The organism is uncultured Thiothrix sp., assembly GCF_937873765.1.
Classification (GTDB): domain Bacteria; phylum Pseudomonadota; class Gammaproteobacteria; order Thiotrichales; family Thiotrichaceae; genus Thiolinea.
The window spans coordinates 22,166-40,657 of record NZ_CALMZC010000038.1; the positions used below are offsets into that span (position 1 = coordinate 22,166).

Below are 18,492 nucleotides of genomic sequence, written 5' to 3' on the forward strand. Positions count from 1 at the left end.
ATTCCAACTGACTAAATCATGGCTCAACAGCCAAACCTATTGGCTAGTGTTCAACGCCGAACACTAGCCAAGTTTCTACTCGGCGCATTATGTTTGGGTTTATTAAGCTTTGGCTTTAACTGGTGGTATTTCCAAAGTCTCCCTACTACTCTCGTTACCAAAACTCATTCTCAAGTCATACTTGACCGACAAGGGCGTTTACTCAGTGCCCATATTGCGGATGATGGACAATGGCGCTTTCCTGCGATTGAGAAAGTTCCTGATAAATTTGCACAGGCTTTAATTCAATTCGAGGATCGGCGCTTTCGCGAGCACCGTGGGGTAGATATGTTAGCGTTGCTGCGTGCGACCTATGACAATCTACACCAGCAACGCATTGTTAGTGGTGCTAGCACCTTAAGCATGCAGGTGATTCGGATTGCACGTGGCAACCCGCCCCGTACCTTCGTGGAAAAACTAGTAGAATTATTTCGTGCTTGGCGCTTAGAGTCTGTGTATAGCAAGGATGAAATTTTACAGCTCTATGCCAGTCATGCACCCTTTGGCGGCAATGTCGTCGGTTTAGAGGCAGCAGCTTGGCGTTATTTTGCGCGTGACCCTGAGCATTTATCTTGGGCTGAGCAAGCGATGCTTGCGGTATTACCCAATAATCCAGCTTTGATTCATCCCGGACGAAATCGTGGTCAATTACTGCAAAAGCGTAATCGCTTGCTAGCACGCTTATATGAGGTCAAAGCACTATCTAAGCTTGATTATGAACTAGCTTTAGCAGAACCTTTACCGGAAGCACCCCATTTATTGCCACGCTTAGCACCCCATTTACTTGATACCTTAGCACTACGCTATCCGCAAGGTGAACGCTTTCGTAGCACCATAGATGCAACCTTGCAGCAGCAATTAAGCACTTTAGCGCAACGCACGGGTGAGCAATTAGCCTTAGAAGGTATTCAGAATCTAGCGATTTTAGTGCTGGATAATCGCAGCATGGAAACCCTAGCTTACATCGGCAATCGTCCTGCTATGGACTATCGCACCGAACAGGGCCATGCGATTGATCTCGTGCAGCGCGCACGCAGTACGGGAAGTACTCTCAAGCCCTTATTATTTGCCGATATGCTGGAGCAAGGTTTAATCCTACCGGATTCACTAATCGCGGATGTACCGGTGAATTATACAGGGTTTACTCCGCAGAATTTCAATCGTCAATATCATGGGGCCGTGACTGCACGTGAGGCTTTAGCACGCTCGTTAAATATTCCTTTTGTGAATTTATTAAGCCTGCGTGGGGTAGACCCTTTTTTGATGTATTTACGGCAGATGGGATTCCAGCATCTGCAACGCTCGGCACAAAACTATGGCTTGAGTTTAGTACTAGGGGGTGCAGAAGCTTCACTTTGGGATTTGACAGTAGCTTATGCAAATTTGGCGCATTTGGCTCAAGATCAATCGAATAAGCCAGCTTATTGGCAGCAAGGGCGACGCTTGCAGACAGAAGCTGCTCCTACCAATCGCGTAGCTACTCTATCTGCCGCCAGTGCATGGCTCACTTTAGACTCACTCTTAGGGGTAGCGCGTCCGGGGGATGAAGGTTATTGGGATAAATTTAGCAGTAGCCGTAAAGTGGCTTGGAAAACAGGTACTAGCTATGGACAGCGCGATGCTTGGGCGATTGGTACTACGCCTGAATATACCGTAGGCGTATGGGTCGGGAATGCGAATGGCGAAGGGCGTGCTGGTTTAACCGGTACTCAAAGTGCAGCACCCATTTTATTCAATACCTTTAATTTTCTGCCACCAAGTAAGGGGTGGTTTCAACGACCAGATGCCCAACTCACTGACATAAATATCTGTCGAGATGATGGCTATCTAAGCAATGGTTTTTGTGCGACTAAAACAGTGAAAGTGCCAACAAGTAGCCACTTTGCGCGTATTACGCCCTATCATCAGCGCATTTATCTCGATGCTACCCAACAGTGGCGCGTAAATAGTGATTGTGAGTCGGTCGTTACGATGCAAACGCGAGATTGGTTTGTTTTGCCGCCGGATCAGGCACATTACTACCAGCAATATCATGCCGATTATCAACCTTTACCTGCATGGCGAGCAGATTGTGTCGCTGAGCTAGTGAATCAGGTAGATGCTCTCAGCCTGATTTATCCACAAGAAGGTACACAGGTTTACTTGCCACGCGAGATCGATGGCAAATTAGGTGAGCTGGTCTTCCGTGCCATACCAACACACCCCGAAGCTTTGTTATATTGGCATTTGGATAATCAATTTTTAGGGACTACTCAACATTTCCATCAGTTAGCAGCACAACCAGCGGCAGGAAAACACCGATTAGTGGTAGTTAACGAAGCCGGTAATCGGATCGAACGTAGCTTTGAAGTTTTAGTGCATGAAGCTAAATCTCAGTAAAACTAAGCAGTTACTTAGATAAACAATTAAATTTTAAAATTTTTTAATAAATAAAATTAATTGATGATTGTGTTTTTAAGCGTATTGACTACAATTTTGTCTATGAAAAGTCTAGCGTTTGATCTTCGGATCCGGTTGGCGTTGCGCCACCTGTGAATTAAACCGAGCATAGCAGCACAAGGAAGACTGTTTCAGCCTCGCTATTGCCCTAGATAACGTGCCGGTGACGGTACGAGCTGGGTCAATCGCGCCTTCGCAATTTCGTACCGTCACCGGCACGTTATCTAGGGCGCGAGTCAGTGAGTCTTCCATGTACCAGGTAATAAGGTAGATTTTTTCAGCAAGCTAAGGGGATCTCGTATCCCCTTCGTTTTAAGCCTAAATAAGCCTAGATAATAATAAGCACCAACAGCGATGCGGCTTAATGATTACCGTTTTCCCTATTCTCAGATCTTGAATAAAGCAGGGGTCAATATCCATGCAACTTACCCTCTCTGATATTGAAAAAGCTTGGGCATCCAAAGACCCTGCCTTAGTCGATTATATAATTACCCTCGCAAGCCAGCCCGATCCTGTACCCGATAAACCGATTCGCTCTGAGGCGCTTACCTTCCAAAAATTCCTGAATACGATTTTCAGTCCAAGTTTCTTAGCTAAACCGACCGAAGAGCAACAGGCATGGCGTGTAGAGCAAATACGTTTATTGGAGGCTGAGGATGCTGAACTACCTTTAGCCGAACGCTTGAAATTACACAAAATCATTCTGCTGTTGTGGACTGATAAAAGCCTGTATGCGCGGCATGTCTTATTGGAAGTAATCACTAAAATTCCGCTTGTGTATGGCCCGTGGCGTGCACTAAAACATATTTTCAAAGCGGCTGAGGCTAGCAATGATTACCCGCTCTTAGGGGCACTTGCTGCACGCTGTGATATGGCAATCAAGCCCGAGTTTAGTAGGGCTACTTTGTTGTATATGCGCCGTCGCGCTTGGCGTTATTTGCGGCAATTGGGACAAACGCTACCAGTGGTCTATCCAGAAGCAGCTAGCCACTTTTTAGCAGCCTATACCGATGATACCCATTGGCAGCAAACATGGATAGCTAAGCATATTTTCTATCATGAAACCCATGCGTATGGTTCTGCCCAGTTTGGCTATATTTCGCCAAAAACTAATCTCTTAGACAAGCGTGCTTTCAAAGAAGCTTGGCAGCGCTCACCTGAGCCTTTATTGCGTTTATTAAGTATGGCGCGGGCTGAACCTATTCGGAAATTTGCTTGTGATGCACTCAAAACAGATTTCGCCGTGATCTTGCGTGATGTCGAAGTCCAATGGTTGATTGATTTAGCTCATTTGCCAGTACGCAGTACAGTGATTGATAATTTTATCGTTTGGCTATTACAGAACTCGCCCAAGTTAGAACAACAGCAATTCCGTAAATTAGGCTTGCATACGATTGTGATTGGTCTGTTGGAGTCGCAAGACTCAGAAGCACTGAATTACGCGATTCACTATGTGAAAGCGCAGGCGCGGGATTTGCCAGTGAGTGAGCTATTGCGTTTAGCTCTGAAGCCCAATGCTGACTTAGCTAAGCTGGTTCGACAATTAATTAGCGAGCGAGATCCACGTAGGGAGCTTGGCTTAGAGGCTTGGGGGCAACTGCTTGCCCTGCCTAATTATTATGAATTTGCTGAAGAAGCGTTACGTAAGCATTTTGGTCGCAAAGAATTAAGTACTGAATGGTTCCAGCCACTGCTCTTAAGTTCGAGCGCTGGTTTGAAATTTGCCAAAAAATATTTATTAGAATGGCATCCGCTCAAAACTCTAGGTACGGCTTATTTTCAAGGCATTTTAGAACAGCTTGATACGAATAATGATGAGCACCGTGAAGTCGCTGATTTCGCACTTACTCAACTGGTTCAATTAGAGTTAAAAGAGCTATCAACGGAGTTTATTCAAACCGCGTTGTTTCATCCGTTCTTGACGTGGAAATTCCGTGAATGGCTGCAAAACGATCTCATCAAAACTCGCCAATTGCCCCTCGATTTTTATCAAGCACTGGCTTATGAAGTCGATTGGTATGCGCATCCCTTTATTCAGAATTTGCGTCAGTCGAATTTGCCTTGGACAAAATACCTGAGTTTTGATGCGAGTCTCGCTGAGCAAGTGCGCAGTTGGTTATTGGATGTACGCCGTTTCTCACCCACTGATATGGGCTTTGAATGGCTGATGAAATTGGTAAATCGCGAAGAAGTGGCTTATCACGATTTCGCAGTGAAATTAATGATCAAGGCGTTTACACCCGCCGACTTCGCCCCCACACAAGCCGCTAGCTCTGCTATGAGTGAAACTCTTGCTAACGACAAAGCTATTGATTTAGAGCAGAAAACCTTCTTATTCACTGGCAAGCTCAGCACGATGACGCGTGGTGAAGCAGAAGCGAAGGTCACGGCTGCGAATGGCAAAAATGCGGGCAGTGTGAATGCCAAATTAGCTTATTTAGTCATTGGAGATGAAGGTTCGCCGCTCTATGGCAATGGCCGCAAAGGTAGCAAGCAAGTTAGCGCGGAAAAGCTAATTGCGGATGGGGCGAGCATCAAAATTATTTCTGAGACGGCTTTCTTGCAGATGCTCGCGGGTGAGCAACGCGAGTTTTCCGAAGATACCAGCTTGGAAGGCTGCAAAACACTCTGGTCGATGGCAGTAGATAAGCCGGATACACCGATTAGCAAGTTTGCGATTCACTATTTGCGTTATCACCACCCTGAATTATGTCTGAAGTTGACTGACCGGCCAGTTGATCCGGGTAGTGAAATTCCGCATAGTTTCGCAACTTTCAAGCAGTTTAAACCGTTGTTTAATCATGCTAATCCGCCGTTACGCAATCTGGCTTTGGATTATGCTCAGTATGAGTTTGTACGCTGGAATCCGAGTGTTGCTGATTTAATAGTTTTAACTGAATCGAAATACAGTGATGTGCGTGAGTTTGTCAGTAAAGCCCTCACTGAGGAAGCCAACCAAGAAAATCGTCGCTATCGTTTAGATGCGAGTTTATTGCCTGCGAGTGAGGTTTATAGTTTCTGTGAAACGCGTTCAGCGCATACGCGTCAATTAGGGATGCAATTGATTCAACAGTATGAAAAGTTTCAATTACCTGAAGCGCTGTTTCAACTCACTGAAAGCCCTGATCGAGAATTACGTAGCTTTGTGGTGCGAATCTTGTGGGCACTGTATCGCCGTTATTCCACCACTGCTCATTGGAAACCGAGTTTACCTGTCATGGCAAATTTAAGTAGCCTTGATCACGCTAAGCGTGAAGCTGCTTTGAAAAAACTGGGCAGTGGTTTACCAAAACACCCGGATAATTTGCCAGCGGATCATGCATCATTACAACAGTTGTTACGTCGCTGGTTGTATGAACTTCCCCCCGGACGCATGAGCACTGAGCGTTTAAAGACGCGCCTTAAACCTTTGTCGGCCAGCCAAGCTAAGAAGGCGTTAATAGAAACCTTCCGTGATGTCGCGTTAGAGGATGTAGAGTTTGCGCAACTAGTGCTGCCGCTATTTAAGAACTTCACTCGCTCGAAGGGGCGCATGGAGCAAGCAGCCTGTTTGGTTGCAGTGATTCGTTTACAAACCACCCACCCTGCTTTGGCGGTATAAGGAAGCGCGATGATTCATTTACTGCATACCTATCGTGGTCAAATTCAGGGCTTAGTGAGCTATGGAAGCCAGAGTGTTTTTGTCACCCAACATCCTGAAAACCAAGCGACTGAACTGTATCGTTTAAATACCAGTACTGAATACACCAATCTACAACGCGAAGCCTTGCCTTGCAGCGCTACCGCTTTAATCGGGAACGCCGAACAAATTTGGCTGGCGGGTACGGACGGCAGGCTCTATAGCAGCGCCTTGAAAGAAGGCAAAGTTAAAGCTTTAGGCAACTTAGACTTCAGTCAAACTGCAGTTTTAGCACTCGCTTTATTAGCACAGAACCGATTAGCCGTCTTGCAAGCCAAGCAAGTCCATATTATTGATTTAAAAACCAATAGTATTGCGCAAAGCTTGGAGCAGATTGATGTTGCCACTACCTTAGCAAGTAGCCCGGATGGTTTATGGTTCGTAATCGGTTTCCGCCAAGGTAAGGTCGCGGTTTATCACGCTGAAACGCTCACCAGCGAATTTGTTTTATCCAGCGAAGGGGCAGTACATCAAGGGCAAGTGACCGCCTTGTTATTTGCCCCCAATGAGTTGCAATTCTATTCGGCAGGTGCGGATAAAAAACTATTTTTGACGCATGCACGCGGCAGTTTACAGCCTTTAGACAAAGGCAAGAGTAGTAATCATGAGCTCCCCATTAGTGCACTGTTACTCGGCAAAGAACGCTTATTCACGGGTGCGCATGATAAAAGCGTAAAAGTTTGGGCGTATAGCGGCGGTCAACCGACGACGTTAAAACAAGGTTTACCGAATATTGCCTATCTGAGCTTGATTCACTATTTAGATAAACCCGCTTTGTTAGTTGCCGGTATAGATGCGTCTTTAACGATTGTCGGTTTAACGGAAGAAGAAAAATTCGGCGAAATCAAAGTTACGATTAATGATGGCTATGCTTGGGCGAAAGAGTTTGCTAGTCGCACCGATCCCTTAGAGCGTGAAAAAGCCTTAGGATTATTGGCTGAGTATGATGATAAACGCGCTTTCGATTTATTAGATAATCAGCTTAAAACTGAGCAAGACCGTAGTTTACGTGAGCAAATGATTAAGCTGGTGGCTAAAGCTAAGCATCCACGGGCTTTAAGTTTGTTAGAAGCAGCCACCAAAGATACACGCCATGATACGGTGCGCCTGCAGGCTTTTAAAGCTTGGGAAGGCAAAGTGGCAGCGGATGATTTACGCCCTTATGAAGTAGCACTTGCGACTAATCAACTTGATATTGGCAAAGAAGCCTTAAAGGTATTGGCATCGCTGGCTCATGAACAGCCACGTGCGGAACAAATGCTGGTACAAGCACTCAGTCATAAACAGGGCATCTTACGCTTAACAGCCTTGAGTCTGCTCGAAACAGTGTATGGCAACTCGCCCAAAGCCTCCCTACAAGCTTTAAGCATTCCACAACCTGACTTACAACGCGCTGCCTTGATTCGCTTGTATCAGCGGAATTTATTGCAAGAGATGGAGGTACAACGTGCTTTATTGCTCGCCCAGCCAGCGAATGATGCGAACCTCCGGCATACCGCCTTTTTGGTTGCAATTCTAAGCCAAGCAAATTTAACTCAAGCACTAAAAGCACTAGAGCCGGATTTAGCACGTCAGTTGCAAGAGCTAGAGGATTTTGAGTTACTCAGCGATGGCACCGCTAAACCCGCCGAAGCTATTAAAGTTTCTAGCAAAGACACGGCAAAACTCATTAAAGCCTTAGCATTCGCCGATTATAATGTACTACTACAAGGTATGAGCAATCGCCATGCGGATATTAGCTTCTTAGCAGCGTTTGCGTTAGCCGTACTGCAAGATCAACGGGCTTTCGGTATCTTGCTGGTTTTAAGCCAAGAATCGAATGCTGCAATTCGTGCCGGTGTCGGGCGTGCTTTTGCTTGGCTGAATCAAGCCGATAGCATTCCCAGCTTAGAAATCCTCTTGAATGACCAAGCACCCGAAGTGCGTGATGCGGCTTTCAATGCTTTGCAAAAACTTCAAGCCAATCCGCTCTTAACTGCAGAACGGGGCTTTGCCTCACAACACCAAGATATTCATGCGCGTAGCTTAAAAAGCTTACTCGATGTGTTGGCCGAACCGGAAGCGGACGAAAAGCCGAAAAAATCCTTATTAGGTTCGCTGAAATCAGCTTTACTGGGTAGTAAAAATACTGAACCAGTGGTTCACAATCATGACGCAGAACGAGCCTTACATTTACTGCAACTCGCCCTGAATGATCCATTTGAACCCATTCGCCAAGAAACCTTGAAGACTTGTTTGAATCGGCAACTAGGTGGTTCAGAACTGGATACCTTACGCTTATTGCTCACCAGTCGTTATGAGAATCTACATCGTGAAGTGTTGCTGGAGGTTTTAGCTAAAGCGCGAGTCTTGCCGCCGTTAGCTTGGGTTGAGCCACTCTTATTCGAGTTATTTCATAATCGCTTTGCCAGTGTGCGTCTGCAAGCCTTACAATTTGCTTTAACCGAAAAGAAACGCATCGATACCCAAACTGCTTTAGCCGCTGCAATCAACAGTCCCTTTGCTGATGTGCAAGGTGAAGCCTTGGTCTATATCCAAAAGAATCCAAGTAAAGCAAATCAAACGCATTTACCAGCTTTGCTAACTGATGAGCACGACTCTTTACGCAATTTAGCGATTAAATTATTGGTCGATGCGGGTCAGCCAAGTGCTTTGTTGCAGGCTTTAACTAGCCCCTATGCAGATGTGCAAGTCACTGCTGCAAATGCTTTAGTGAAATGGGGCAATCCAGAAGCCTTCAAAACCTTGGAAAACTTACTCGCCCGCCCTGAACCCAGCATCAAAGCGGAACAAGAACAATGGCTACGTATTAGCTCACAAGCGTTGGCATGCTTAGCCTCCACCGCACAAGTGCAAGCTTTCCCGACGATTCATGCTTATTTGCAGTCAAAATATACCACCTTAGTGGAAGTAGCTGCTAAAGCTTTGCCTTATGTAGTGAGTACTGAACAACTGCCCATTTTATTAGACTTACAGGCCGATGAACGCCCCGTAGTACGTGTAAATGCAGGTTTTGCCTTAGCCTTACTCGGCGAACCACAAGCTAAAGTCGTCTTAGCAGAAAAAAAATTAGTCGAACAGCACTTAAGTGTGCAGCAGCGTTTGGCGGCTCAACTAGCCTTGGAACCCTCTACACCACTCAATCTACAAAGCTTCCTGCAAAGCGAGGCCAGCTTTATTCCCAGTGTATTAGCTCTAGTGAGTCATGAGTTTCTCTTGCATGGTGATGAGCCTGAATTAAGCACTTGGGCTTTGAGCTTAAACCAGCCTGCATTGCAGCAATTCTGTGCGGATTTACTGGTGCGTTATAGTGATGAAGACGCACGCTGGGCTTATGTAGAACGATGGCTGCAACAGCAACAAGGTTTAGATGGCAAAGATCAAGACAAGTGCTGGAATCTCAGTAGCGCGAGTTTACAGCAGATTGCTGCGATTTTGGTTTACGGCAGTGGGCATTTAAAAGCTTATTTGCTAGATATTTTAGTGCGCTTGACGGGTATGACGGGCAAAGAGTGGCAATTACACTTTGAGGCTTTCAGTAAGCGTTTTGACAAGGAGGTCAAGGCTGCTGAAACGAAAGTCGTCAAACCTGCTCTTGCGAAGCCTGAGCAAGCGGCATGGAATCAACGGGCTTTTGGCGCTTATTTAGGTTTGGTGCGGCAAGATAATTTGCAAGCAGCACGCTTAAAGGCTTTGCGTAGCCTACAAGATTTGGCGCAGCGCGATCAAACTTTGCATGCCAGTGTGGTGAGTAGCTTCCTGACCTTGCTAAACCATGAGCAAGTCGAAATACGTTTATTTGCTTTTGATACCCTACAAACGATGGGAGTAGATTTAGCGCTCTTAGGCAATACCGCGACAACTTCACCGCGCAGTGATATTGCGCGTAAAGGTTTGGAACTACTGATTAAGCACTATCCCATCAAACAATCACATCAATTGCTACAAACCCTGATTGCTAGCAATCATGAAGTTCTTGCGCCTGAGGCGTGGAAACTCTATAGCAGCGATCTTGGTTTGGTGAAAGTAGCTCCGTTTGCTCTAGAGTCCAATTACCCAGCTTTGCGCCTACAAGTCGTGAATGAATTAGCTGCTCATTATACGGATGCAGGCGTACACACTTTATTGGTCGAAGCGAGCAACAACAGTACCTTGGCAGTTGCAATGAAAGCGGCTGAAACCTTAGCCCAATACAAGCATCCACAGGCTTTCAATGCTTTAGTCGGCTTATTTAAACGGAGCAGTGATGCCCAAAAACGCACGGTATTGAATGCACTACGTTTATTGCCCAGTGCTGAACCTGCACAGTGGTTGGTGCATTATCTCAATACCGAATTTCTTAGCGCCGATTTGCTGAATCAAGCGTATGAAGTGATGGCCAGTCAACGTCCAGTTGAGGTATTTAAGCCTCTATTGCAGCGCTTAGAACAGCAGCCAAAAGAAGCTAAAGCGATTATTAAGACACTTGTCACTCTTACCGGCTTTGATCAGCCGATTGCAGATTATAAGGGTGAATCGGCGGATAAGCGTTGGTTAGACTTACAGTTTCCACGCCATGAAGCGTTGTTAATTCAACTGTTCAATAGTTTGATTCGCTTGAATTATTTGGATGAGGCAGTGCGTTTAGCCTATCCACTCGGTTGGGTACAAAGCCAAGACGCAGATAATGCTTTAGCCGACACCTTGCCGATTTTGGATACCACACAACTCCGTCCCGTTTTACAAGCTATGTCACACCGCGCTCTAAAGCGTGAAGGTCGAGTAACTGGCTTGCTGACGATGCTCACACATAAAGATTTAGATCTACAGTTCTTAGCAGCAGAAGGTTTAGCCAATAGTGGTCATCAGCAAGGTTTTAGTATTCTGCTGGCCGCAATGGATTATCAGAAAAATGATGAGTTCCGCCAACGTGCCGTTCTCGCTTTAGGTCAATCGGGTGATGAACGTGCTTTAGATAAATTACTAAAACTAGCCGAAGATCAAGAGCATTTCTTACACGAAGCCGCGATTGAAGCTATTGGGCATTTAGGTCAAGGTGAGCAAGGCGAACGTATCTTTAAGCAGATTAAATCACGCTTATGGAATGCCGAATATTTCTCTGACTTAGCCAAGCATGCTTTGAATGGCTTGCGCTGGTTAAATACACAAGCCGCTTGGACGCTGGTGCAAGATTATGCTGCTGATGGTACACGCTATAGTGATTACCGTGTACATGCAGTGAGTTTGTTGCAATACCGCGATACCGCAGCCACCCGTAATTTCTTGCTGAAACTTTTGCGCGAAGAGCCGGCCGATAATGGTGTGATTGAGGCGGCCTTCAATACCGCGCGCTTACTATGGAAAGCAGAGCCTAATACCGCCACTGAGGTAGATTATGCCCTCCTACAGAGTCATTGCCCGCAAACCGATCCAAAACTTCTGGAGCGGCTTGTCAAGACAGCACCAACCGCAATCTTATTAGACTTGATTGCTAAGGATTATGTGCCGGATGATCCTGCTTATGCACAACATATTATCAGCGCTTTAGGTCAAGGTTTGTTGGATCGCAGTGATTACCAAGTGGATGAGTTACAGGATTTATTAACCGCGCAGAAACCAGAAGTCGTGGAATTGGTTGCGCGCTTAATAGGGCGTATGAACAAGGTCACTAAAACCTTAGCAACTAGTTTGGAGCATGCACTTGAAAGCCATTTTAGGCGTTGGCAAACCGCCTCACAGCACGCAGAACAAAAACTGGATGATTATAAGCGGCAAATGACAGCCCACGCCTTAGGCAAAACCTTAAATCAATTACTCTGGACACTGGTGCAGCAAAACCTACAGCCTACCCTTTTACTAGAATTGCTGACGACTGAACAGAAGTCTGAGCGTGGTTTCCAAGTGCAGATTCTGACCGCGCTATTAGCCGTTGATAAGCTTAGCGTTAAGGCATTATTAGAGGTCTTAAGTGGCCTAAAAACTTCGCCAGTTTTGCAAGTCCGTAGCTTAACGAATCAATTATTGGCGATGCATCAACCGAAAGCACAGGTTGATTGGCAGCAGTTACTCGCCCAACCGGAAACCTTAATGCAGGATACGTTCGCAAACACTTTATCTGCAGCAGCGGCCAGCTCAGCGCATCAGGCTCAGGTCTTACCTATTCTGATCGCTAAACACGAAGTAAAAACTTTGGTGCAGATTGCCAATGACTCTCAGCAACAAGAAATCTTGCGTTTGGGCGCGATTGAAGGTTTAGCGCGGATTATTACACCGGAAGCCGCAAGCGCTTTACAAATGCTTAAAGATACGACTAAGGATGCCGATATTGGCAGAGCTGCCTATCGTGCCTTGCGCCGCTGGCAGCGTAGCCAAGCAAAAGCCTCGACAGGAGTAGTTGCATGAATACTGAAATAACGCCAGTTCAAACCACTGAGCGCTTTACCTTGCGCTATCAACAGCCTAGTGATTTTCACGCTGATGCGCTGCAACTATTCACACACCTCGAACGCGATACGGTGCAATTTAGTGCACGCATCAAAGAGCCACTAGCTTTTCGGGAAAGTCTAGCCACTTTATTTGCGATTGTTAGTAGCGACTATCGCTATATACCGAAAGATCGCGCCGCTTATGAGGCCTTTATGCAAATGCGCCGCAGTTCGCGAAATCAAGGTTTAGCGAAGGCATATCGGGCTTATTTTGATTGGTTGTTACGCAATGATCCGCAAGCTTGGTTGATGCTTGACCCAATTGTTAGTGTGCATCCAGACGGCCTATTGCTCGAAGTCTTTAGCAAAGATGAAGGCTGTTATGCCTCACTTGCCTTAGATAATGAGTTTTTTGATGCGCAAGGTGAAACTCAATTTGGTACTACCAATATCGATTTTAGCCAAGAACTCGCGCAAGGTATTGAACAAATTCGTAGCTTCCGTTCTACTCATTTTGCAGTTGGTAAAGAGGCAGTAAGTTTTAAAACCGAAACGGCAGCAGCCCTGCCCAATACCGAAGTGATCGAGAAGCGTATTCAAGTGCCACCAACTTGGATTCGTGGCTTATTACAAGTCCAATCTGCTGCGCAATTGCCGAGTGATACCTTTTTCTTAAAGCCGATTGATCTGTACAACGTGCTGCGTTATTTGCGCTTGAATGCCGATATTAAAGGCAAAAAACGCGGTTTGCGGATTGAGCTTGTGCCGCATCAGCAACCACGCTTAGTGTTAGAGCCGAATGATTGGGTGATCGAGGGCAGTGCTGAAGCTTATCAGGGTAAGCAAGCGAAAGTGATTCGTTTATGGGGGCGCCGACGTTTGAGCTTGTTGAAGCGTTGTTTACCTTTTGCTGAAACGATTGAAGTACAAGTTTTAGGCAATGGCATGCCAAGCTTCTGGATCTTAGGTGGTAAGGGTATGAGTTTGACGCTGGCGATAACGGGCTTTACGGCTAGTAATTGGGCGCAAGCGTTGAATTTTGATTTACTGCTACCACGCCGTACTGACACCGTGGCTGAGTTGAAAACTGTGGTGGATCAACTGAAACAGGTCTATGTTTCGACTTTAGAGGATCTAATGCAAGCGACTAAATTTAACGAGCAGACTTGCCGCACTGCGCTACAACAAGCTAGCCAACAAGGGTTGGTGATTTTTGATCTCGCCCATGATGTCTATCGCTATCGTCCGCTCACTGAGAGGCCACTAGAGATGGCACACTTCCAGTTCCGCCATCCGGCTGAAAAGCTCGCTTATGATTTAGTCGCGCGCCAAAAAGCCATCAGCCCATTGCAGATTAATGTGATTCCATTGGAAGGCACCGAGATTTCCGCAGAAATTACCGTGAAGGAAGATAAGCGCGAATACCTCGCTAAACTGAAAATTACCGAAGAGGGTCAAATCAGTAAAGCGGCTTGTTCTTGTCATCAAATTATGACTCATGGCTTGAGTCAAGGTGCATGCAGCCATTTGCTTGCGCTACGGATTGCTTATGCAGCGCAACTAGGCAATCGCGATCTGAATTTGCTTACCCAAGAAACGCGCTTACTCACTCGTCGGCATAAGCAGCAACCTGAGCAAATTCAAGTGACTTTAAATCAAAAGCGCTTATTGATTAGCCGCGAAGTCAATCAGCAACCCAAACAACAGCAATTCGCCTTCAATTCCGTGCAGGAAGCGCGTCATGCGTATCTAGGCAAAATCGCGCAATTGGAAGCCAGCGGCTTTATTGAGGGCTAAAATATGAGTGAAACCTTGACTCGTTACGAACAAATTTGGCAAGCGATTGAAAAAGCCGGTAGCGTCAATGCTTATGTGCGCGAGCAAATGCAAAAAAATGGCTTCATGGTGTCACGTCGTCCAACTGATAATCTGTCGAAAACTGAATTAGAAAAATACCGCCAAGAGCTGAAAAAAGAAGCTACCGAACAACGCCGTCTGAATAAAGAAGCGTGGCAAGCGTACAAGTCCAAGCATATTGTACATTTAGGCGAAGGCATTTATTGGACGGATGATACTAGCGAAGATCAATGGGATTTACCCAATGCCTATAAGCGCTTACTGGAAAATCAATTGCCGGCCGTTACTAAAGTCGCACAGCTCTGCGAAGCCTTGAAGCTTTCAGTACATGAATTACGTTGGCTGTGTTATCAACGTGAAGTTACTGAGCACAGTCATTATACCCGTTTTGAAATTCCCAAGCGCTCCGGTGGAATGCGGGCGATTTGGGCACCTTTGCCGAAATTAAAGCAAGCTCAACATTGGATATTGCACGAAATTCTTGAGCGCTTAGTGGTGCATGGTTCGGCTCATGGCTTTATCACTGGACGCTCAATTGTCAGCAATGCAGCGGAGCACATCAATAGCCAAATGTTGTTAAAGGTCGATGTTGAAAATTTCTTCCCAAGTATTAGCTGGAGGCGTGTCAAAGGCGTATTTCGTAAAGCTGGTTATCCAGAACAAATTGCCACGCTGTTAGCTTTACTTTGTACCGAATCCCCACGGGAAATCGTTGAACATGAAGGCAAGCAAGTTTATGTGGCACTCGCTGAGCGTTGCTTGCCGCAAGGTGCACCGACTAGTCCAGCTTTAACGAATGCGCTGTGTTTACGTTTGGACAGACGTTTAACAGGCTTTGCCCATAAAGCAGGCTGGCGTTATACGCGCTATGCGGATGATTTAACTTTTAGCTTGCCTACGACTAGCAAAAACCCAGCAGAAATTAGTCGTTTATTAGGCACGCTCAAACGGGTGTTAGGCGAAGAAGGTTTTGAGTTGAACGAAAAGAAAACACGGGTGATTCGCCAAGGCGATGTGCAGGCAGTGACCGGCTTAGTCGTGAATGGCGAGCAAGCGCCACGGGTCAGCCGCGCCTTGAAGCGACAAATGCGTGCCGCTGTGCATAATCTAAGGCAGGGCAAAGCTTTGCCAGAAGGTGAAAGTATCCAGCGTTTGCGTGGCTACGCGGCTTATATCGCCATGACGGATCGGGACTTAGGTACGAGTTTGTTGGGACAGTTACAGCAAGTTCAAGGGACATAGATTAGGTGTTTTTAGGGTAAAAACAAAGTCACATTTAAGCGTAAACTAGACAGCCTAGCTACTATTTAACTAGTTGTCGGAACGTCAAGCTCACTCGCTCACCAGCATTTAACTGTTTTGGAATCGCATGTAACCACTCCTCTTGCACGTCTTTACCCATGTATAATAAGGCACCAGATTGGAGTGGATAAGTGATTTCGTGCTGTCTATCGGTTTTTAAACGGTAAATAATGTTGCGCTCACAGCCTAAAGACACAATTGCGACGCCTGTTCCTTCTGCTAATTCTACGGACGAATCCGAATGAAAACCCATCGAAGTATTACCGTCAACGTAATAGTTCAATAAGCAGTTATTTGGGTAGAAGCCAAGGGTTTGATCGATTTTTTGGCAAATCGCTTCTAAAAATGTAGGTAAAGAAATTTTTGGATAGCTTATTCCTGAATAATCATAAGAGACTCCAAAGCTCGCTGTTTTACGCGCACGCATCCGTTCATCCCATTGAACTTTTTGCATGACTAAGTGAAACAAATCACTAGCGTTTGGTAAAAAATCGGGAATAATTTTCAGATTAGGCGTCTTCGTTTTCATAATACATGAGCATTCATTTTAGGCGGCTACTAAAAGTTAGCCGTGTATTGGCCAAATAATAGGTTTAGTTTGATTATGAACGTAGTAGCTGAAAACTGGTTAATTTCAGTGGCTTGTTAGCAAGTGGTTTGAAAACTACTACTTGATAGCGTTTGCCATTGCTTAACTCCATTAAGAGGCGGTAATTTCTGCCAGCGACTATTTGTTCTTCCGCTTTCAAAATACGCTTGAGTGAAGCTTTGCGATGACTAAGCGTTTGTACTGCAAATCTTGCTGCACTTTGGACATGTTTATCCTTAACAGAAATAGGCTGATAGCTACCCGGCTTAATAATAGGCAAAGGGCATTCATGACGAAATAATGCCCATTCCTCACAGCGTGTACCATTAGGTAATACACAGTAACCGACTTGACCAGCGGGTGTGTCGACGATGCTGTACTTACCACTTTGCTTAATACAATTGGCCGCAGCAGGGTTGGGCAAAGCCTGTACTGGATGTATTTGCGCTAATAAGCCTAGTGTTAGAGCTAGCAAATAAATGGACTGTTTGATACGCATAGAGCCGATTCCGTTGGTTAAAAATTATAGTCTAGCATTCAAGAGTGACTATGCAGCATCCCATAAATAGAGGATAGAACTCTCAAGCTACCTCTTGGAGATAGTTGAATTTAATGATTTCACTTTTAATTTAATGATACTTATTAGATTTACCATTCCTTTACAAATCTTTTGTTCGTTTTTAGTGCATTCGTAAAAAAAATAATTAAAATCCCTTGCTGTGCAAATAGTGTACAAACAGTGCCAGTAAGTTTCCGAGTGTCAAACAACGAGCTGGCTTATCTATTCTTGGAGGAGTCCCAACGATGAAATCATTGAGTACTGTGATCGGTGCCGCTTTATTGGCCTTAAGTTTATCCGTAGTAGCGGAAGATGCTAAGATGGGCACTGAAGCTGAAGCTCAAGCCATGAGCGAAAAAGCAGCTAAATTAGTGGATGAAAAAGGCGAAGCAGCCTTCGAGACTTTTAAAGCTAAAGACGGCGGTTTCCAAGACAAGGATTTATATGTGTTCTGCATGGACGAGAAGGGCAAAATGCTATCGCATGCGCTCAAGCAAGAGCTAGTGGGCACAGATATGCTGAGCTTTGACAAATATGGTGATAAACCTTTCGAGAAAATGGTAGCGACTGCGATGAGCGCAGAAGGTAAGGGCTGGGTTGATTACAAATGGCCTTTACCCGGTGGGACTGAGCCACAAGACAAGAAAAGCTATGTGATTAAAAATTCTAAAGGATTCTTCTGCGGCGTTGGTGTTTACCCACAGAAGTAGACTTTAGTTAATTGTCTTCGGGTTGTAAGTTTCTCTTACAACCCATGCCACTGGTCAACTGCTATCTTTTGGTATTTTTGTTAGTATGAATTGACTTGATGAGTTTTCAAAGCTTCCTCACTGCTGTCTAAACAAGCGCTCATAATCCCAATCTCGTAAGCCAACCAACAATGTGGAGCCTTTACGCTCACCAATCGGCAAGCTTGAATCCTCTTTACTCATTGTATCAAATTCTTTGGCAAGCTGTGCCATTTTGCGCTGGAAGAGTTGATTAGAAGTGTCGCTGAGCATGCCGTTCATCACGACTAATTTTTCGCTGCGTTTGCCGAAGTTGGTACGGAAATATTCGCTTTCGATTTTGGCGCGGAACAGATTCATGATCGGGCCATTTTCTCGCCATTTGAAGTTCGGTGCGGTCAGGAGCTTAATGCGGTTGCCGGGCTGTAATTCAATAATATGTAAGCGGTCTAAGTGGGCAAGATAGCGAATACATTGTGGTTCTGTGAAGCGGTAATGCTTAAGAATATCTTTTAAGTTCCAACGGTTGAGCACACAAACCGTAATCATCATCAGATTCAAATCATCTGCGATTTCCTTTTCTTGATCATGGCTGAGTTCGCTAATCGTATGAATTTGTTCGGAACTCATTTCGCGCACTAGATCAGAAATCTCTAAATCCATTAGTGCACAAATGGTATCTAAGCGTTGTAAGGATAAGTTTTGTTCAGAAAACAAGCGTTTGACGCTGGCTTCAGACAAATCTAAACAGACGGCGACTTCAGCATAGGTTTTATTATGTCGTTTGAGCAGCTTCTTGAGCATTTCAATTAATTCAGTAGTCTGTGCCATCTTGTAGTACCTTTAGCCAAGCTAGAGTTTTTAGTTATTTTAGAGATATAAATATCGAAATATAT

At 45.3% G+C, this 18,492-nt stretch carries 9 protein-coding genes; 6 read left to right on the forward strand and 3 right to left on the reverse strand.

Features of this window, described 5'->3' with window-relative positions; all coding sequences use genetic code 11:
* Positions 1 to 18: 18 nt before the first annotated feature.
* The 5 genes from pbpC to Q0307_RS10455 all read left to right on the forward strand — a co-directional run bounded on the left by pbpC (position 19) and on the right by Q0307_RS10455 (position 15,660).
* The gene (gene pbpC, locus Q0307_RS10435) at positions 19 to 2,418 is read left to right on the forward strand and encodes a penicillin-binding protein 1C (protein WP_298660258.1); all 2,400 of its coding nucleotides are present in this window, start codon (positions 19 to 21) and stop codon (positions 2,416 to 2,418) included.
* Positions 2,419 to 2,896: 478 nt separating this feature from the next.
* Positions 2,897 to 6,079 (forward strand): BRCT domain-containing protein, encoded by a 3,183-nt coding sequence (locus Q0307_RS10440; protein WP_298660260.1) that lies wholly within the window; start codon positions 2,897 to 2,899, stop codon positions 6,077 to 6,079.
* A 9-nt stretch (positions 6,080 to 6,088) separates the two neighbouring features.
* The gene (locus Q0307_RS10445) at positions 6,089 to 12,538 is read left to right on the forward strand and encodes a HEAT repeat domain-containing protein (protein ID WP_298660262.1); all 6,450 of its coding nucleotides are present in this window, start codon (positions 6,089 to 6,091) and stop codon (positions 12,536 to 12,538) included.
* Positions 12,535 to 14,358 (forward strand): hypothetical protein, encoded by a 1,824-nt coding sequence (locus Q0307_RS10450; RefSeq protein WP_298660264.1) that lies wholly within the window; start codon positions 12,535 to 12,537, stop codon positions 14,356 to 14,358. Before Q0307_RS10445 ends, Q0307_RS10450 begins: the two co-directional genes overlap by 4 nt.
* A 3-nt stretch (positions 14,359 to 14,361) precedes the next feature.
* On the forward strand, positions 14,362 to 15,660 hold the full coding sequence (locus tag Q0307_RS10455) for a retron St85 family RNA-directed DNA polymerase (protein ID WP_298660266.1): 1,299 nt from the start codon (positions 14,362 to 14,364) through the stop codon (positions 15,658 to 15,660).
* 61 nt (positions 15,661 to 15,721) lie between these two features.
* Here the strand turns inward: Q0307_RS10455 and Q0307_RS10460 are convergent, their stop codons facing one another.
* Together Q0307_RS10460 and Q0307_RS10465 are read right to left on the reverse strand one after the other, a co-directional pair.
* Positions 15,722 to 16,249, reverse strand: a complete 528-nt coding sequence (locus Q0307_RS10460) for an alpha-ketoglutarate-dependent dioxygenase AlkB (RefSeq protein ID WP_298660268.1) — start codon at positions 16,247 to 16,249, stop codon at positions 15,722 to 15,724.
* A 73-nt stretch (positions 16,250 to 16,322) separates the two neighbouring features.
* Positions 16,323 to 16,808 carry a DUF333 domain-containing protein gene (locus tag Q0307_RS10465; RefSeq protein ID WP_298660270.1) on the reverse strand — a complete coding sequence of 162 codons (486 nt, stop codon included), beginning with the start codon at positions 16,806 to 16,808 and terminating at the stop codon, positions 16,323 to 16,325.
* 305 nt (positions 16,809 to 17,113) lie between these two features.
* On the opposite strand from Q0307_RS10465, the gene Q0307_RS10470 reads away from it, so the two are divergent.
* On the forward strand, positions 17,114 to 17,578 hold the full coding sequence (locus Q0307_RS10470; RefSeq protein ID WP_298660273.1) for a cache domain-containing protein: 465 nt from the start codon (positions 17,114 to 17,116) through the stop codon (positions 17,576 to 17,578).
* A gap of 117 nt (positions 17,579 to 17,695) precedes the next feature.
* Here Q0307_RS10470 and Q0307_RS10475 read toward each other — a convergent pair whose 3' ends face one another.
* The gene (locus Q0307_RS10475) at positions 17,696 to 18,427 is read right to left on the reverse strand and encodes a helix-turn-helix transcriptional regulator (RefSeq protein WP_298660275.1); all 732 of its coding nucleotides are present in this window, start codon (positions 18,425 to 18,427) and stop codon (positions 17,696 to 17,698) included.
* Positions 18,428 to 18,492 lie beyond the last annotated feature (65 nt).